The 16435-nt window shown below is 72.2% G+C and carries 18 protein-coding genes; 5 read left to right on the plus strand and 13 right to left on the minus strand.

Features of this window, described 5'->3' with window-relative positions:
- The 5 genes from EFA46_RS01140 to EFA46_RS01160 form a co-directional block, all read right to left on the minus strand.
- On the minus strand, positions 1–381 hold the full coding sequence (locus EFA46_RS01140; RefSeq protein WP_123075556.1) for a translation initiation factor IF-5A: 381 nt from the start codon (positions 379–381) through the stop codon (positions 1–3).
- Between the two features lie 149 nt (positions 382–530).
- The gene (locus EFA46_RS01145) at positions 531–2174 is read right to left on the minus strand and encodes an AarF/ABC1/UbiB kinase family protein (RefSeq protein WP_123075554.1); all 1644 of its coding nucleotides are present in this window, start codon (positions 2172–2174) and stop codon (positions 531–533) included.
- A 3-nt stretch (positions 2175–2177) separates the two neighbouring features.
- Positions 2178–2525, minus strand: a complete 348-nt coding sequence (locus EFA46_RS01150) for an Hsp20/alpha crystallin family protein (RefSeq protein ID WP_123075552.1) — start codon at positions 2523–2525, stop codon at positions 2178–2180.
- A gap of 48 nt (positions 2526–2573) precedes the next feature.
- Positions 2574–2924 (minus strand): hypothetical protein, encoded by a 351-nt coding sequence (locus EFA46_RS01155; RefSeq protein WP_123075550.1) that lies wholly within the window; start codon positions 2922–2924, stop codon positions 2574–2576.
- Positions 2925–2930: 6 nt separating this feature from the next.
- On the minus strand, positions 2931–3680 hold the full coding sequence (locus EFA46_RS01160) for a hypothetical protein (protein ID WP_148040652.1): 750 nt from the start codon (positions 3678–3680) through the stop codon (positions 2931–2933).
- 157 nt (positions 3681–3837) lie between these two features.
- Between EFA46_RS01160 and glp the strand changes: the two genes are divergently transcribed.
- Together glp and EFA46_RS01170 are read left to right on the plus strand one after the other, a co-directional pair.
- A complete protein-coding gene (gene glp, locus EFA46_RS01165) occupies positions 3838–5058 on the plus strand; it encodes a gephyrin-like molybdotransferase Glp (protein ID WP_123075546.1) in 1221 nt (406 codons plus the stop codon).
- Complete coding sequence (locus tag EFA46_RS01170; protein ID WP_123075544.1) at positions 5055–6911, plus strand: molybdopterin biosynthesis protein; 1857 nt, start codon at positions 5055–5057, stop codon at positions 6909–6911. The genes glp and EFA46_RS01170 overlap by 4 nt, the downstream gene beginning before the upstream one ends.
- 60 nt (positions 6912–6971) lie before the next feature.
- Here EFA46_RS01170 and EFA46_RS01175 read toward each other — a convergent pair whose 3' ends face one another.
- From EFA46_RS01175 to EFA46_RS01200, 6 genes are all read right to left on the minus strand, one after another.
- Entirely contained in the window at positions 6972–7622 is a 651-nt protein-coding gene (locus EFA46_RS01175; protein WP_123075542.1) for an HAD family hydrolase, read from the minus strand.
- A gap of 120 nt (positions 7623–7742) precedes the next feature.
- Positions 7743–8126 (minus strand): LWR-salt protein, encoded by a 384-nt coding sequence (gene lwrS, locus EFA46_RS01180; protein ID WP_123075540.1) that lies wholly within the window; start codon positions 8124–8126, stop codon positions 7743–7745.
- A complete protein-coding gene (locus tag EFA46_RS01185) occupies positions 8127–8402 on the minus strand; it encodes a 4a-hydroxytetrahydrobiopterin dehydratase (RefSeq protein ID WP_123075538.1) in 276 nt (91 codons plus the stop codon).
- A 51-nt stretch (positions 8403–8453) separates the two neighbouring features.
- Positions 8454–9776: a glutamyl-tRNA reductase gene (gene hemA / locus EFA46_RS01190; protein ID WP_123075536.1), complete on the minus strand. Its 1323-nt coding sequence runs from the start codon at positions 9774–9776 to the stop codon at positions 8454–8456.
- A complete protein-coding gene (locus EFA46_RS01195) occupies positions 9773–10492 on the minus strand; it encodes a bifunctional precorrin-2 dehydrogenase/sirohydrochlorin ferrochelatase (RefSeq protein WP_123075534.1) in 720 nt (239 codons plus the stop codon). Before EFA46_RS01195 ends, hemA begins: the two co-directional genes overlap by 4 nt.
- Positions 10489–11571, minus strand: a complete 1083-nt coding sequence (locus EFA46_RS01200) for an Lrp/AsnC family transcriptional regulator (protein ID WP_123075532.1) — start codon at positions 11569–11571, stop codon at positions 10489–10491. The genes EFA46_RS01195 and EFA46_RS01200 overlap by 4 nt, the downstream gene beginning before the upstream one ends.
- 151 nt (positions 11572–11722) lie before the next feature.
- On the opposite strand from EFA46_RS01200, the gene EFA46_RS01205 reads away from it, so the two are divergent.
- Positions 11723–12142, plus strand: a complete 420-nt coding sequence (locus EFA46_RS01205) for a DUF5778 family protein (RefSeq protein WP_123075530.1) — start codon at positions 11723–11725, stop codon at positions 12140–12142.
- 105 nt (positions 12143–12247) lie between these two features.
- Positions 12248–13168: a polyprenyl diphosphate synthase gene (gene uppS, locus EFA46_RS01210; protein WP_123075528.1), complete on the plus strand. Its 921-nt coding sequence runs from the start codon at positions 12248–12250 to the stop codon at positions 13166–13168.
- 112 nt (positions 13169–13280) lie between these two features.
- On the opposite strand, the gene EFA46_RS01215 is transcribed toward uppS, so the two are convergent.
- Positions 13281–13889 carry an undecaprenyl diphosphate synthase family protein gene (locus EFA46_RS01215; protein ID WP_123075526.1) on the minus strand — a complete coding sequence of 203 codons (609 nt, stop codon included), beginning with the start codon at positions 13887–13889 and terminating at the stop codon, positions 13281–13283.
- Positions 13890–13981: 92 nt separating this feature from the next.
- Here EFA46_RS01215 and EFA46_RS01220 point away from each other — a divergent pair, with 92 nt between their 5' ends.
- Entirely contained in the window at positions 13982–15277 is a 1296-nt protein-coding gene (locus EFA46_RS01220) for a DUF92 domain-containing protein (RefSeq protein WP_123075524.1), read from the plus strand.
- A 4-nt stretch (positions 15278–15281) separates the two neighbouring features.
- Here the strand turns inward: EFA46_RS01220 and EFA46_RS01225 are convergent, their stop codons facing one another.
- On the minus strand, positions 15282–16394 hold the full coding sequence (locus EFA46_RS01225) for a HAMP domain-containing sensor histidine kinase (RefSeq protein WP_255494072.1): 1113 nt from the start codon (positions 16392–16394) through the stop codon (positions 15282–15284).
- Between the last annotated feature and the right edge of the window lie 41 nt (positions 16395–16435).

Raw genomic sequence — 16435 nt, forward strand, 5'->3', positions numbered from 1 at the left:
TTACTGGAGGACCTTGCGCTTGCCTTCCCACTCGAGGTACTCGATCTCGTCGTCGGGGTCGACCTCGATGTCCTCGGGGATCTCCATCGTCACCGTCTCGAAGGTCTCGAGGTCCATGACCTGCACGACGGTGTCGGACTCCTTGGAGACGATCTGGCCGCCCTTGCGGTCGATTATCGGGACCCAGATCTTCGCGTCGACCGGCTGGCTGAGCGAGCGGCGCTTGCCGTCGAAGACGCCGCGCGCCTCGATACGGGCCTTCGCGCTGCCGTGCTTGCCGGGCTTCGCCGTCGAGTAGCCGTCGATCTTACACGCGGCGTCCTCGACGATGACGTAGTTCCCTTCCTGGAGGTCCCGAACTTCCTTCTGCTCTTTCGCCATACCCGCGATTCTCGCCTGTCGGGTATAAACCGTTTGGAACGCACCAGTGAGCGGCCGCTGACCGGCGATAGGAACGACGCCGCGGACGCCCCGCGAGCGGCCCGAGTTGCGCGATGGGCGGGGCGACGGAGGTCCGCGAATGGACGGCGTTACCAGCCGTCGCGGCCGGACGGGGACGCGCTCGACGGCCCGCGTCGCCGCCGGAAGGAGCGCCAGCAGAGCAGGCCGACGACGAGCGTGCCGCCGGCGGCGACGGCGGCGAGTCGAGTGGCGGCGTCCGCGTAGAGCAGGCCGGTGGAGACGACGCCCGCACCGAAGAGGAGGCCGGTGACGAGACGCCTCGCGAGCGCGTCGACGTAGCCACCGGAGTCCTCGACGGCGGCCCGAACGTAGAAGTCGTCGCGGTCGACGCGGTCGAGCGCGCGCTCGAGTTTCGGCGCGAGGCGCAGCGAGGCGCGTGCGGACTCCGAGAGCTGGTCGCCGGTCTCCGTGATGAACTCGCGGGCGCCGCGCTCGTAGTAGCCCTGTTCGCCGAGGTAGTCGGTGGCGACGGTGACGAAGTCGAAGTCGGGGTCAAGGGTGAGGCAGACGCCCTCGACGACGGTGGCGACGCGGAGGACGAGCGCGAGGTTCGAGGGGAGACGCAGGGGGAACTCGTAGATGGTGTCCTCGACCTTCGAGACGATCTGCTGGACGCGGTACTGGTCGACGGACTCGCCGCGCGCGTCCGCGATGGCGAGCTCCATCACCTCGGCCATGGTCGCGCGGTCGGCCTCCGGGCTCAGCGTCCCCATCGCGACGAGCGTGTCGAGGATGGCCTCGATGTCCTGGTTCGCGACGGCGACGTAGAAGTCGACGATGCGGTCCTGAACGGACTCGTCGACGCGGCCGCTCATCCCGAAGTCGTAGAAGACGATGGTGCCGTCCTCGCGGACGGCGAGGTTCCCGGGATGGGGGTCGGCGTGGAAGACGCCGTCCTCGATGATCATCTGGAGGTAGGCGCGCTCCAGGGTCTCGGCGACGGCGTGTCTGTCGACGCCGAGTCGGTCCAGCGAGTCGACGTCCGAGATTTTCGTCCCCTCGACGTACTCCATGGTGAGGACGCGCTCGCCCGAGTGCGAGTCGTAGACGTCGGGAATCGCGACGTCGTCGTCGCCGGCGAAGTTCGCGCGGATCTCGGTGAGCATCGTGGCTTCCCGCGAGTAGTCCATCTCCTCGCGCAGCGTCTTGTCGAACTCCTCGGCGAGGTTCTCGAGGCTGAACGCCCGCGCGTCGTCGACGAAGAAGAGGAGGAGCGGGAGCGCCCACGAGACGACCCGGAGGTCCGCGTTCACGAGGGGTTCGATGCCGGGGCGGCGAACCTTGACGGCGACGCGCTCGCCCTCGAGGCGGGCGGTGTAGACCTGCCCGAGGCTCGCACCGCTGATCGCGTCCGTGTCGAACTCGTCGAACGCCTCCTCGACCGGCCCCACCTCCGCCTCCAGTACCTCCCGCGCCGCTTCCCACTCCGCCGGCGGTACCTGGTCCTGGAGCTCCGAGAGCTCCTCGACGTACTCGGGCGGGAGGACGTCCGGGCGCGTCGAGAGCAACTGGCCGAGTTTGATGAACGTCGGCCCGAGCGTGAGGAGACTCGACAGGAGACGCTGGGCGCGGCGCGTGCGGCGCTCGCTGGAGACCGAGCGACGGCCGCCGACGAGGAGGAAGCGCCGCCGGTCGCGGGCGTACGACCAGACGAGCGGGAGGAACTGCCACGCGACGACGGCGAAGCGCCAGTACGCACGCAGTGACGCCACGCGCTACCCCTCGACGGGCACGCGAACGCCGCCGTCGGCCTTCGGGACGGTGACCTCGAGGACGCCGGCGTCGAGCGTCGCGGCGGCGTCCGCGCCGGCGGCGTCCGGCGGGAGCGGCACCTCGAACTCGAGGAAGACGGCGCGCTCCTCACGCCGGTAGTCGAAGCCGTCGGGGACGTCCTTGTCGCGGTAGGCGTCCACGTGGAGGGCTCCCTCACGGACGTCGATGTCGACGGTGTCGGCGGTGACGCCCGGCAGGTCGAAGACGAGCCGATAGGCGTCGTCGCTCTCTGCGAGGTCGGCGAAGACGGCGTCGGGGAGTTCGCGGAGCGCGTCGCGGAGCCGAGACATACGCGGTCGTTCGGGCGCGCGCTCGAAAAAGGCGGTGGTCGCGGCGGCTCAGCGCACGGGCACGCCGAGCGGGTCGACGTGCAGGCCGAGGACGCCGAGCGCGGCGACGACGAGGGCGGTAACGACCCACGCGAAGCCGCAGACGGCGGCGGCGCGCGGCCAACGGAGGGAGTAGCGCCACTTGACGACGCCGACCCACGCGAGGAGCGCCAACGGAGGGCCGAAGACGGGGACCGCACCGGCCAGCGCGGACGCGACCGCACCGCAGAGCGCGGTCACGACCGCGTGGTCGTAGCCGAACGGCCGCGAGAGCGTGCGGGCGGCGAACGCGAGCGCACCGCCGCCGAGCAGGAGGCCGACGGCGAGCGCGACCGCATCACCGCCGGCGGGGGGTATCATCGGGCGTTAGCCGTCGGCGTTCGCGGCCGCACTCGCCTCGGCGTCAGCGCCGACGAAGCCGTCGATAGCCGCGCCGAGGTTCGCGAGCTCGCTCTGGACGGTCGACGCGATGCCGCCCTGTGCGGACGTGCCGGCATCGGCGCTCGCGGACGCACTCACGTCGGAACCGGCGCTCGCGGCGGCGTCACCGCGCGTCTCGACGTCATCGGACGCGTCGCCGTCGGCCTGTGCGCTCCCGGTCGCGCGAGCGTCGGCGCTCGCGTCAGCCGTGACGTTCGCATCGGCCTGTCCGTTCGCGTCGGCGGAGCCGCCGGCGATGCCGCTGACGGCGGCGCCGAGGTCGGCGATCTCACCGTTCAGGAACGCGTCGATGGACGCGTGGATCCCGGTCACGTGCTCGGGGACGTTCGCGGGCATGTCCGTGGGCGGGCCGGCCGAGGCGTTCGCGTCGGCGTCCGCTTCGACGTGCGCGTCGTCCTCGGAGACGCCGACCTCGATGGCGGCGTCACCGTCGGTGTCGGCGTCGGCGTCCCCGGACGCGTTCGCGTCACCGTCCGCGTCGTCGTCATCGGTGGTGTTCGCGGACGCGGCGGTGTCCGCGGACGCGTTGCCCGAGGCGGTGGCGGCGTCGCCGTCGGTGGTCACGGTGCCGTCGACGCTGACACCGGAGTCTGTGCTGACGTTCATCGCGGACGCGCCGCCCGCGGTCACGAGCAGGGCGGCGAGCGCGACGATACCGAGTTGAGTGAGTTTCATCTGTCGTGCCTCCACCCGGGGCCCATGGCCCGGTGGATATTGAACGGGGGAGACCGTTCCCGGCGGTTTGAGGCCCGATTAAGCCCAATTAACTCGGGTTAACGGTTCGGCTCGCGGACGACCGGGCGTTTTTCGGCGGGGCCGACGAAGGGGAGGTATGACTGGAACCCACGACCGCCGGCGCGCGGGGTTCAAGGAGCGCACCCGGGTCGCCGAGGCGCGGGCGCGACTCCTCGACGCCGTCGCACCACACGGCCGCAACGAGTCGGTCGCGGTGGCGGACGCGGCCGGCCGGACGCTCGCCGAACCCGTCGCGGCCGCGCGAGACGTCCCCGGCTACGAGCGCGCGGCGATGGACGGCTACGCGGTTCGCGCCGCCGACACCTTCGGCGCGAGCGAGCGCGACCCCGCCGTGCTCCGCGCGGACGAGACGATGGCGCCCGGGACGGCGGTCCGCGTCCACACAGGCAGCGAACTCCCCGACGGCGCCGACGCCGTCGTGATGGTCGAGCAGGTCGAGGCGGTCGGCTCCGACGTCGAGGTGCTCGACGCCGTCGCGGTCGGCGAGAACGTCGGCGCGAAGGATGAGGACGTCGCCGCCGGCCAGCACCTCCACGACGCCGGCCACCGCCTGCGTCCCTCCGACCTCGGCCTCCTGAAGGCGAGCGGCGTCCGCGAGGTAACGGTCGCCGACCACCCCGAGGTCGCCGTGATACCCACGGGCGAGGAGCTCGTCCAAGCGGACCCCGACCCCGGCGAGATGGTGGAGACGAACGGCCTCACCGTCTCGCGCCTCGTCGAGGGATGGGGCGGGCGGGCGCGCTACCGGGACGTCGTGACGGACGACGCCGACGCGCTCCGCGCGGCCATCGAGCGCGACCTCGACGCGGATGTCGTCGTCACCACGGGCGGGTCGAGCGTCGGCGAACGCGACCTGACGCCGGACGTCGTCGCGGAGCTCGGCCGCCTCTGCTTCCACGGCGTCGCGCTCAAGCCCGGCCACCCGGTCGCCGCCGGCGTCGTCGATGACACGCCCGTCGTCTGTCTCCCGGGCTACCCCGTGGCGTGCATCGTCAACGCCGTCCAGTTCGTCCGGCCCGCGCTCAAGGCGGCGGGCGGGATGCCCGTCCCCGCGTTCCCGCAGGTCGACGCCGAGCTCACGGGCAAGCTCCGGAGCGAGCCGGGCGTTCGGACGTACGCGCGCGTCTCGCTCGAGGAACGTGAGGGCGGATACACCGCAGAACCGGTCCACACGAGCGGGTCGGGCGTCCTCTCGAGCGTCGCGCTCGCGGACGGCTGGGTGGTGGTCCCGGAGTCGGCGGAGGGCATCGCCGCTGGCGAGACGGTGTGCGTCGAGCAGTGGGAGGTACGTCCATGAGCCGGAAGGAGTTCCGCGACCTCGCAGCCCCCGAGGAGGCCCACGCGGCCGTCGCGAGCCTCGACATCGAACCCGACCCCGAGACGGTGCCCCTGCGGGAGTCGCGCGGGCGCGTCCTCGCCGAGCGCGTCGACGCCGGCATCGACGTCCCGGGCTTCGACAGGGCGTCGATGGACGGCTACGCGCTCCGCGCGCGCGACACCTTCGGCGCGGACGAGGCCGACCCCGTCGTCCTCCCGCAGGTCGGCGTCGTCCACGCGGGCGAGGAACCCGACGTCGACGTCGGAGCGGGCGAGTGCGTCGAAATCTCGACAGGCGCCGTGATGCCGCCGGGCGCGGACGCTGTCGTCCCCGTCGAGCGCACCCACGAGGTCGAGGACGGGGTCGCGTTCGACACGGCGGTCGCACCCGGCGACAGCGTGATGGCGGCGGGCGCGGACGTCGCCGCCGGCGAACGCGCGCTCGGTCCCGGCACCGAACTCACGCCCCGCGAAATCGGCCTCCTGTCGGCGCTCGGCGTCGACGACGTGCCCGTGAGGGGGACGCCGACCGTCGGCGTCGTCTCGACGGGCGACGAGCTCGTCCGCCCGGGCGGCGAACTCGACCATCGCGCCGGCCAGATCCACGACGTGAACTCCTACACGGTCGCCGCCGCAGTCGAGGAGGCCGGCGGCGAGGCCGTCCTCTACCCGCACGCCGGCGACGACTACGACGAGATGGAGCGCCAGCTCCGCGAGGCCGCCGCCGAGTGCGACCTCGTCCTCACCTCCGGATCGACGTCCGCGTCCGCCGTCGACGTCGTCTATCGCGTCATCGAGGAGTCCGGCGAGTTGCTCCTGCACGGCGTCGCCATCAAGCCCGGGAAGCCGATGCTCGTCGGGCGCGTCGGCGAGAGCGCGTACGTCGGCCTCCCGGGCTACCCCGTGTCGGCGCTCACCATCTTCCGGACGTTCGTCGCGCCCGCGATCCGCGACGCCGCCGGGAAACCAGAGCCCGAGCGCGCCACCGTCGAGGGGCGGATGGCCGTCCGTGAACGCTACGCGCAGGGCCGCACGCGCCTCATGCCCGCCGGACTCCTCACGGACGAGGACGGCGAGACGCTCGTCTACCCCGTCGACAAGGGGAGCGGCGCCACCACCTCGCTCGTCGAGGCCGACGGCGTCGTCGAGGTCGACGCCGACACCGACTACCTCGCCGCGGGCGAGTCGGTGACCGTCGAGCTCTTCTCCCCGGGCGTCCGCCCGCCGACGGTGCTCGCCGTCGGCGAGGACGACCCCGCGTTCGCGCGCGCCCTCGATGGCGTCCGCAGGCCACGGTATCTCGCCGAGGGCACCCGCCCGGGCTATCGCCGCCTCCGCGACGGCCTCCCGGACGTCGTCGTCGCGAGCGGCCCGCTCGAGGCCGACGAGGAGACTGACGAACTCGCCTCGTGGACGCGCGAGTGGGGCCTCGTCGTCCCTCGCGGGAATCCCGCCGGCATCGAGGGCGTCGCGGACCTCGCCGCGTCGGACGTCTCGTTCGTGAACCGGACGACCGCGAGCGGCCTCCGCGCCACGTTCGACGCCGCCCTCGCCGACGCCGGCGTGGACGCCGAGCGCGTCCACGGCTACGAGCGCACCGTCCGCGCCCACGAGTCGCCCGCGCGGAAGGTGCAGTCGGGCGACGTCGACGCCGGCCTCGGCCTCCGCGCGAGCGCCGCGAAGCTCGGCCTCGGCTTCGTCCCCGTCGGCGAGGAGCGCGTGCGCGTCCTCGCGAACCCGGAGCGAACCGGAAAAGACGGCGTGAGAGAGCTCGTTCGCGCGCTCGACGGAATCGAGCGCGTGATAGCGGACCTCCCCGGCTACGACACCTAAACCGGTTCGTCGAACCCGTCGGGGCTCGGCCGACGAGTTCGCGCGGCGCGGCGCGCCGCCTCAGTCGTCGGCGGCGTGCGTCACGCCGAGGTCGGCGAACGACTCGACGCGGCGGTCGCCGAGCACGCAGACGCCGCGCCGGTGGGGGTCGTGGCGCTCGACGTGGATGGAGTCGAGGCCGGCGTTGGCCGCCGCGCCGACGTCGCTCGCGCCGTCGCCCGCGTAGACGCCGCGCGCCGCCGGCGCGACGCCGAGGTCGCCGCGCGCGAGGTCGAGCGGTCGCGCCGAGGGCTTGTAGCCCGTCTCGTCGTCGCACGCCACGACGACGTCGAACCAGTCGCGGACGTCGAGGCGCTCGAGGACGGCGTCGGTCGCGGGCGCCGGACAGTGCGTCACCAACCCGACGGGCGTGTCGAGGTCCGCGACGAACGACGCGTCGTCGTAGAGGTACGTCGCCTCCGCACGCTCCACGGGGTCGTCGAGCGCGTCGAACACCTCCCAGAACGCCACGGGGTCGTACCCCCACTCGCGGAGGAGGTCGTCGCGGTCGCCGCCGAGGCCGTGCCAGAGCACCTCCGCCTCGTAGTCCGTAAAGGAGACGCCGAGTTCGGCCTCCACGCGGTCGAACACCTCGCGCGTGTACGACCACTCCGTGTCCACGAGCGTCCCGTCGAGGTCGAGCAACCAGTAGTCGTAGCCCGGTTCAGTCATTACCGAGGAGTACGCCACGGGACAGTAAAGGGGTTACGCGGAGCGTCGCTCGGCGCCGTGCACACCCCAGACGTCGCCCAGAGTCGCCGACGTGCCGCCGCGCCGGACGGGAGGCGGGTCCTACTCGTCGGCCGCCGCCCGTACCTCCAGCGAACTCCCGAGGTACTTGTTCACGACCTCGTCGACGCTGTCGGCGCGGAACGCCGCCAGCTCCGCCGCAATCGCCTCGCGGAACGCCGTCCGGTAGGCCTCGTCCACCTCGAACGCCCGATATTCGGCGTCCACCACCGTGACGTCGAGGGCGTCCTCGGCGAGCTCGCGGAAGTGCGCGTCGTCGGCGAGTTCGCCGCGCCAGAGGTGGTTTCGGAAGAACAGCCAGCCGTCCTCGCCGGGCGTCTCGGCCTCCCGGTAGAAACGCGTCTCGAACTCGTTCGGGTCGACGGTGACGCCGCGCGCCGACGGCTCGAGACGGACGCGGAGGGCGAAGACGTACCGCGCCTCCATCTACCGGAGCGCGTCGCACTCGGCGGCGAGTTCGAGGTCCTGCTCCGTGACGCCGCCCGCCTCGTGGCTCGTGAAGCGGACTTCGACCGTGTCGTACTCGATGACCATCGTCGGATGGTGGAACGCCTCGTCGGCGAGTTCGCCGACCTCGCTCGCGAACGCGACGCCCGCGAGGTAGTCGTCGAAGCCGTAGGTGCGGACGATTTCGTCGTCCTCGAGTTCCCACGCCGGCGGAAGGCGGTCCTCGACCTCCTCGTCGCTCAGTGTCTCTGCCATACGTGGGGCGTCGCCGGCCAGCCCCAAAACCGTACTGTCCGCCTCGGCGCCTCAGTCGTCCTCGGTCTCGGCGGCCGCGAACCGTGCGGGCGGGCGCTCGTCACCGAGGCGGATGGGGTCCGCGTCCTCGATGTCGGGGTCGAAGAGCCGGATCGCCGTCGCAATCGTCTCCCAGTCGTCCTCGGCGGCGGCGTCCCGGAGGCTCTGGGTCGGCGCGGCGAGCATCTGGGAGACGAGCGCGTCCGCGAGCGACTCGACGACCTCGCGCTCGGCGTCGTCCACGCCGCCGTCGCCGTGCGATTCGAGCCGCGAGAGCGCCGTCGCCACCTCGCGGTCCTTCACGCGCTCCGCGCTCTCGTACATCCGCGCGATGACCGCGTCCGCGCGCTTGCGCTTGTACTGCGAGAGCAGGCGGTCGAACTCCTCGTCGATGATGGATTCGACCGCGAGCGCGGCGCTCGAACGGCGCTCTCGCGTCTCGTCCGTGACGTCCTCGAGGTCGTCGAGGTCGCGGACGGACGCCGCCTCGTGCTCGGCGACGGCGGGCGCGACGTCGCGCGGCTGGCCGAGGTCGACGTAGAAGGTCTCCCCGGCGTCGGCGGCCACGTCGGCCGTGACGACGGGGTCGTCGCTCCCCGTGGCCGCGACGACGACGTCCGACTCGGCGAGCGTCTCCGCGAGCGCGTCGAGGCCGACCGCGCGGCCCGGCGCGTCCAGGTCCGAGACGATCCACTCGCCGTGCTCGGGCGTCCGGTTCGCGACGACGACTTCGGCGACGCCGGCGGCGTCGAACGCTCTCGCGGCGAGCGACCCCATCTCGCCCGCCCCGACGACGGCGGCGGCCGCGTCCGCGACGTCGAGTTCGCGCTCCGCGAGGTTGACGGCGGCGCTCCCGAGGCTCACCACGCCCTCGTTGATGGCCGTCTCGTTGCGCGCGCGCTCGCCGACGCGAATGGCCTTCGTGACGCCCTCCTCGAGGACGGGGCCGATGGTGCCGGCGTCGACCGCACTCTCGTAGGCCGAGCGGACCTGCCCGAGGATCTGGTCCTCCCCGAGGACGAGCGACTCGACGCCCGCCGCGACGCGCATCAGGTGGCGGAGGCTCTCCTCGTGGCCGGTCTCGACGCTCGCGGCGTGCTCGTCGAGACCGGTCGCGGCGAGCGCGTGTCGCCCCGTCTCGGGGTCGGCGGTGACGACGTACGCCTCGACGCGGTTGCAGGTCTGGAGCGCGTACGCCTCCTCGACGCCCGATTCGGCGCGTAGCGTGTCCAGTAGCGCCGCGACGCTCTCCGCGCGGGCGGCCTCGATGTCGTGGACGGTCGCCTCCGGGTGTGCGACCCGAACTCCCGAGACGACGCTCGTATTCCGATTCACGGTGTGTGTTCCTCGTCGACGACGTCCGCGAGAGTTCCGTCCTCGCGTGGCCCGCCGGAGACGGCGTCCCCGGCGACGTCCGCGACCACCCGCCGCACGGCGTCGTCGACCTCTTGGTCGTCCTTGGTGTCTGCGCTACGTAAAGCCTTCCAAACCGGTTCCGAGCGCACGACGGCGCGGACGGCGTCGCGCCGCTGGCGGGGCGGGACGTCCGCGTCCTGCAGCGACTCGCGGAGCGCGGCGGTCAGCTCTGCCATCGCCCCCGCGCCCGTCACGGCGTCCTCGATTCGCTCGCGGAGGTGCTTCGCGAGCGCCGGACTCGACCCGCCCGTCGAGACGGCGACCGTCACCGGGTCGTCGCGCACGGTCGCGGGGACGGCGACGTCGTCGAACGCCCGGTCGCCGGCGTGGTCCGCGCGGTTCACGAGCGCGCCCGCCGAGCGGGCGGCTTCGACGGCCGCGTCGTTCACGTCGGCGTCGTCGGTCGCCGCGACGACGAGCGCCGGATCGAGACGCCCCACCCAGTCGTCGAGGGCGTCGGCGTCCGCCGCCGTGCGCACAAGTTCGGCGTCGCCGAAGTCGGCGTCCGCGAACGCGGGGCTGAGGACGACGACGCGGGCTTCGCGGGCGAACCGGCGGGCCTTGCGCGCACCGACGGGGCCGCCGCCGACGACCAACACCGCCTCCTCGGAGAAGTCGAGCGCGAGCGGTATCACGCGTGCTGTTCGGTCTCGTCGGCCTGCGCGGTGTTCGCGTCCGCGCGCTCGGCGATACGGATGCCCGTCTTCTTCAGGATGCGCGTCGAGAACAGCGTGTCCCAGTCCTCGTCGCCGACGTCCCAGTGCTCCGCCATCACGTCGCGGACCTGCTCGACGCGGGCCTCGCTCTCGGCCTCGCTGCGGCCGTGCGTCATCGCGAAGAAGTTGTACGGCCAGACGCCGTCGTGTCGCGGGCGCTCGTAGCAGTGCGTCACGAAGTCGAGCGACGCGACGGCGGGGCCGACCTCCGAGACGGCGTCGTCGGGGACGTCCCACACCGTCATGCCGTTCTCCGAGTAGCCGAGCGCGTAGTGGTTCGGGACGACGCCGACCCGTCGGACCTTCCCCTCGACGTTGAACTGTCGGAGCGTCTCCACCACCCACTCGGGGTCGGCGCCGATTGCCTCGGCGACGTCCCGATACGGCGTCTCGGAGACCGGGAGGCCGCCCTGAATCTCCACGACGAGGTCGCGCTGGGCGGGCGTCAGCGTCGTCGCGTCCGTCGGGCTCGGGTTCGGCCCGAGGTGCGAGAGGTCGATGTCGCCACCCTCGAGCGGACCCTCGACGGGGAACTTCGCCTCGACGCGGAACTCCTGCTGTTTCGGGAGGTCGTAGGTCGGCTGCCCGGTCTCCGCCTCGATTTCGTCGAGCACCTCGGGGGCGCGCTCTCGCTCCGCGACGGACACCACGAACCACATGTTGAGGTGCGGGTGCGCGCGCTCGTAGTTGTGCGCGACCTCCCGGTGGGCGTTCACCGTCTCCGCGACCTCCTCGAAGCGCTCCTCGGGCGCGTGCATCGCGACGAGCGTCGCGTGCCCGCCGATCTCCTCGGCGTTGATGAGCGCGCCGAAGCGCGAGAGCGTCCCCGCCTCGACCATGCGACGAACGCGCTTGACGAGCGTCGGCGCATCGATGTCGATGCCCTGCGAGCGGAGCGCGTGCGCGGCCGGTTCGAACGGCCGCTGCACCACCGGAAACCCGCCCTGGAAGGCGTTCACGATGGCGCGGTCCGTGTCGTCGAGGTCCGCGTCGGTCATGGCCCGTAGTGGGGACTCACACAGTATAAGGGTTGAGTTCGGCCGTGCTAGAAAATAACACAGGGAAGCTCGCGCTCCGGCCGTACCGTTGCTGGCTCGTGGCGCGACGCGTACCGTGAGCCCTTTAGCCCACACTCGCCTCTCCGCGAGTATGACGGAGACGGCGAACGCGGACCTCTACCGGCGCACTGTCGAACTCCTGAAACCCGGCGACATCACGCTCCACGGCGCGGTCGTCCACACCGACCTCGACGGCGAGGCGGAGAGCCTCCTCCACCAGCTCACCCTCGAGGCCGGCGACGTCGTCGCGGAGCACGCGGGCATCGAGGCGACGGACACCTACGTCTACTCCGGGAACGACGACGAGCGCTTCGGCGTCAACCAGCACCAGGGGCTCACCGTCGACGGCGACGAGTTCGTCTGGGAGTGCCAGCAGCTCATGCGCGAGACGACCTACGACCTCGTGCTCTACTGGGAGGCCGGCGACGACCTCGAAACGGTCGTTTCGGCCCTCGAAGCGCTCGACGGCGCCGAATCCGTCGTCGGCGTCACCGAGGACGGGTGGGAGTGAACGCAGTCCCGTAGGAACCGCCGAACACAGCGAACGCTGGCCCGACGGGCGTCGCCGACCGAGCGGAGGGCAAGGCTCATGCCGTCCGGCACGCAATCGACGCGTATGCTTCGAGGGTGGGTCAGGAAGCAGTTCGCCGCCGCCTACGAGCGCGTCCTCCGCCACGAGCTCTCGGGCGCACCCGAGCACGTCGCCGTCATTCAGGACGGGAACCGGCGCTACGCCCGCGAGCGCGGCGACGACCCGAGCGACGGCCACCGCGCGGGCGCGCAGACCACCGAGGACGTCCTCGACTGGTGTGCGGAGCTCGGCGTCGCGGAACTCACCCTCTACGCGTTCTCCACCGAAAACTTCGACCGGCCGCCCGAGGAGCGCGAGCGCCTCTTCGACCTCCTCGAGCGCAAGCTCACGGAGTTCGCGGACGCAGAGCGCGTCCACGACCAGGAGGTGCGCATCCGCGCCATCGGCGAGACGTCGCGTCTCCCGGAGCGCGTCCGCGACGCGGTCGACTACGCGGAACGCCGGACCGCCGGCTACGACGGGTTCACGCTGAACATCGCGCTCGCGTACGGCGGGCGCGCGGAGCTCCTCGGCGCCGCCCGCGACGTCGCACGCGCCGTCGAGGCCGGCGACCTCTCCCCCGAGGACGTGGACGTCGCGACGATCGAGCGCCGCCTCCACGACGACCCCGTGCGGGACGTCGACCTCATCGTCCGCACCGGCGGCGACGAACGCACCTCGAACTTCCTGCCGTGGCACGCGAACGGCAACGAGGCCGCCGTCTTCTTCTGCACGCCCTACTGGCCGGAGTTCTCGAAGGTCGACTTTCTGCGCGCGATCCGCACCTACGAGTCCCGCGAGGCGTCGTGGCAGCGCGCGAAGGCCGAGCGTGCGCTCGCGCTCGTCCGCGCGTTCGGGAGCGTCGAGCTCCGGGAAGCGCGCGCCGTCCTCTCGCGCCTCCGCGAGTACGTCCCGGACGGCGTGGACGTCGACGTCGAGGGCGAGGAGAGCGCGAGCGCGGAGTAGGACGCGCCGAGCGGACGGCACGCTCGACGCTCGCTCACCGCCCGAACCAGCGCGTGACTCTCGGTCCCGCTGGGCCCGGCCTATCGGCCGAATTCGCGTGAGACCTGCGGTCTCACCGCCCGAACCGCCGCTGGCGGTCCTGATAGTCGCGGAGCGCGCGGAGGTAGTCCCGGTCGCGGAAGTCCCGCCAGTTGACGTCCGTGAAGTAGAGTTCGCTGTAGACGGACTGCCAGATCATGAAGTCGCTGAGGCGCTCGGCGCCGGTCTTGATGACGAGGTCGGGGTCGGCGGGGAAGACGAGGTGGTCCTCGACGGCGGCCTCGTCGACGTCCTCGGGGTCGGCGTCGCCGTCCTCGACTGCGTCGGCGATGGCGCGGACGGCCTCCGCAAACTCGTGTTTGCCGCCGAGGCCGACGCTGACCTGCACGGGCGCGTCGGCGCGTTCGGTGTCGTCGGGGCCGCGAAGGGCGATGGGGCGGGGCGCGTCGAGCGCGGCGAGCTCGCGTTCGAGCGTCGGGACGACCGCGCGGTCGAGGACGCTGACGTAGACCGTGACCCGCTCGGCGCCGTGCTCGAAGGCGAGCGCGAGGAAGCGCTCGAGGGTGTCGTACGCGCCGTTCTCGAGGAGGTCCCGTTCGGTGATGACGAGCGCGACGTGCGCGGGGGTGTCGGCGTCGTCGCGGCGGACGACCCAGTCGAGGTAGCGGTCGTAGAGGCCCACGACCCACAGGGAGAGCCGAGCGACCCTAAACCCCTCGCACGCGCTCGGTCGTTCGGGATTGTTAAGTACGCCGGCGGTGATACCCGCCGATAGTGACTCTCCCGCTCCGTCGGGCCGCCGCGTACGCGCTGGTTTCGACGCTCGCGCTCGCCGCGCCACTGCTCGGTCGGTTCACGGCGGCGCCGTTCGTCGTCGTCGCCGCGTTCGCGTTCGTCGTCACGGACGGGCCGGCGTTCCGCCTCTTCGCGTACCCGTGGGACGACGTGCAGGACCGCCTCTGGACGCTGCTCGGGTTCGCGCTCGCTGCGACGGGCCTCGGCGTGCTCGTCCCCGCCTTCGACCTCCCCGTGGGCGTGTTCGCGGCGGCGGTGCTCGCGGTCGGCTACGGGGATTTCGGGCGGCGCTTCGCCCTCGAGTACGTCGAGCGAGCGGTCGCGGGAAGCGTCGGCTTCGTCGTGCTCGCGTTCGCCGGAACGTTCCTCGGACAGGTGGTTGTCGCGGCGGCGGTCACGCCCGCGATGGCGTTCCTCGCTGCGAGCGCGAGCCTCCTCGCCGCCCTCATGCGCGAGGTGTTCACGGAGCGCGACTACCCCTACGTCGTCCTCACGGTCGCCTTGCTGTGCTGGCTGTTCACCGCGCTCGCGGTGTCGCCGTCGTGGACGCGGGTCGGCGTCGCGCTCGTCCTCACGGTCGTCTTCGGCGGCCTCTCCTACGGTCTCGGCGCGGCGTCCGTCACCGGGATGCTCACCGGCGTCTTCCTCGGCGTCCTCGCGGTCGTCCTCGGGGGCTACGGCTGGTTCGCCGTGCTCGTGACGTTCTTCGGCGTCGGCGGCCTCTCGACGAAGTTCCGCTACGATGAGAAGACCGACATCGGCGTCGCGGAGGAGAACGAGGGCGCACGCGGCAGCGGGAACGTCCTCGGGAACTCGCTCGCCGCGCTCTTCGCCCTGCTCGGATACACCGCGAGCCCGATGCTCGACGTGCACGCGGGCGTCTTCGTCTTCGCGTTCGCGGGGAGCGTCGCGACCGCGCTCGCGGACACGCTCTCCTCGGAGATCGGGACGCTCTACGGGCCGCCCCGACTCCTCACGACGTTTGAGGAGGTGCCACCCGGGACGGACGGCGCGGTGACGTGGCAGGGCGAGCTCGCGGGCGTCCTCGGCGCGGCGCTCATCGCCGCCCTCGCGTTCGCCCTCCTCGGCCTCTCCGCGCTCGGCGCGTTCCTCGTCGTCGCGGGCGGCATCGTCGGGATGACGGTCGACAGCGTCGCCGGCGCGACCATCGAGGGGCGCGGCGTCGGGAACCAGACGGTGAACTTCCTCGCGACGCTCGGGGGCGCGCTCGCGAGCGGCCTGCTCGCGCTCGCCGTCGGTCTCGCCGCGCTCTGAGGCGTCAGCCCGCACCCGCGAGCGTCGCGTCGGTATCGGCGACGGCCGCGCCGAGCGCGGGGCGCGTCTCGACGCCCGTTATCTCGAAGCGCGCGCCGCCACCGTCGGCCTCGGCGAGTCGGATCTCCCAGCCGTGGGCGTCGACGATCTGCTCGACGATGGCGAGGCCGAAGCCGTTCCCGTCCTCGGTGGTCGTGTAGCCCGGGTCGAAGACGACGTCGCGCTCCGCCGCCGGGATGCCCGGGCCGTCGTCCGCGACGTAGAAGCCGCCGCCGTCGAGCGTGCCGACGCGAACGTGGACGTCCGAACCGCCGTGCTCGACCGCGTTCCGGAAGAGGTTCTCGAAGAGGTGTTCGAGTCGGCCCGGGTCCGCGACGACGGCGGCCGAGGAGTCGACGGTCAGCGTCGCGTTCCCCGTGGAGACGTTCGACCAGCAGCGCCGCGCGTACTCCCCGAGGTCGACCGGTTCGGGGTCGTCGATGACGCGTCCGCTTCGCGCGAGCGCGAGTGTCTCCCCGACGATGCGGTCCATCCGGTCGAGCGAGCGCGAGACCGCGGCGAGGCGCTCGTCGTCCGCGTCGCCGTCCTCGCGGAGGAGGTCGACGTAGCCGCGCGCGACCGTGAGCGGGTTGCGGAGGTCGTGGGAGATGACGCTCGCGAGGTCGTCGAGGCGCTCGTTCTGTCGACGGAGTTCGTCGTTGCGGACGCGGGCGCGCTCGGCGGCGACGGCGCGCTCGACGGCGCGCGCCTCGAAGGCACCGATGAGGAACCCCGTGCCGCCGCCGGTGGAGGCGGCCCAGCCGAGGATGACGACCCGCACGACCCAGTCGCTCTGCGTGGTGAACGCGATGACGGCGAACAGCGCCACGAAGAACCCCATCGCGGCCGCGACCCAGAGGGCGACGCGCCGATAGCGAGCGGGCGAGACGTCGCCGTGCGAGAGCCAGTAGCCACCGTAGGCGAGGAGAACGGCGAACGGGAGGCTACTGACGTGCGTAACGAGCGCCACGGCGTCGAGCGTCCCGCGAGCGAGGAAGTAGGTGAACCCACAGAGCATGACGGCGCCGAGAAGCACACCGACCCCGCTCAGCGCGTACGGGACGCCCCGGTCTGACACAGTGGTATCGCTAGAGGCCTAATACGCAATAAATTCGGGGA

The organism is Halarchaeum sp. CBA1220, from assembly GCF_003721175.2.
Taxonomy (GTDB): domain Archaea; phylum Halobacteriota; class Halobacteria; order Halobacteriales; family Halobacteriaceae; genus Halarchaeum; species Halarchaeum grantii.

Bases quoted from the DNA above. Each gene is read 5' to 3' on its own strand.
- EFA46_RS01140 (WP_123075556.1), bottom strand. From the start codon at position 381: ATGGCGAAAGAGCAGAAGGAAGTTCGGGACCTCCAGGAAGGGAACTAC.
- EFA46_RS01150 (WP_123075552.1), bottom strand. From the start codon at position 2,525: ATGTCTCGGCTCCGCGACGCGCTCCGCGAACTCCCCGACGCCGTCTTC.
- EFA46_RS01155 (WP_123075550.1), bottom strand. From the start codon at position 2,924: ATGATACCCCCCGCCGGCGGTGATGCGGTCGCGCTCGCCGTCGGCCTC.
- EFA46_RS01160 (WP_148040652.1), bottom strand. From the start codon at position 3,680: ATGAAACTCACTCAACTCGGTATCGTCGCGCTCGCCGCCCTGCTCGTG.
- glp (WP_123075546.1), top strand. From the start codon at position 3,838: ATGACTGGAACCCACGACCGCCGGCGCGCGGGGTTCAAGGAGCGCACC.
- EFA46_RS01170 (WP_123075544.1), top strand. From the start codon at position 5,055: ATGAGCCGGAAGGAGTTCCGCGACCTCGCAGCCCCCGAGGAGGCCCAC.
- EFA46_RS01175 (WP_123075542.1), bottom strand. From the start codon at position 7,622: ATGACTGAACCGGGCTACGACTACTGGTTGCTCGACCTCGACGGGACG.
- lwrS (WP_123075540.1), bottom strand. From the start codon at position 8,126: ATGGAGGCGCGGTACGTCTTCGCCCTCCGCGTCCGTCTCGAGCCGTCG.
- EFA46_RS01185 (WP_123075538.1), bottom strand. From the start codon at position 8,402: ATGGCAGAGACACTGAGCGACGAGGAGGTCGAGGACCGCCTTCCGCCG.
- EFA46_RS01200 (WP_123075532.1), bottom strand. From the start codon at position 11,571: ATGACCGACGCGGACCTCGACGACACGGACCGCGCCATCGTGAACGCC.
- EFA46_RS01205 (WP_123075530.1), top strand. From the start codon at position 11,723: ATGACGGAGACGGCGAACGCGGACCTCTACCGGCGCACTGTCGAACTC.
- uppS (WP_123075528.1), top strand. From the start codon at position 12,248: ATGCTTCGAGGGTGGGTCAGGAAGCAGTTCGCCGCCGCCTACGAGCGC.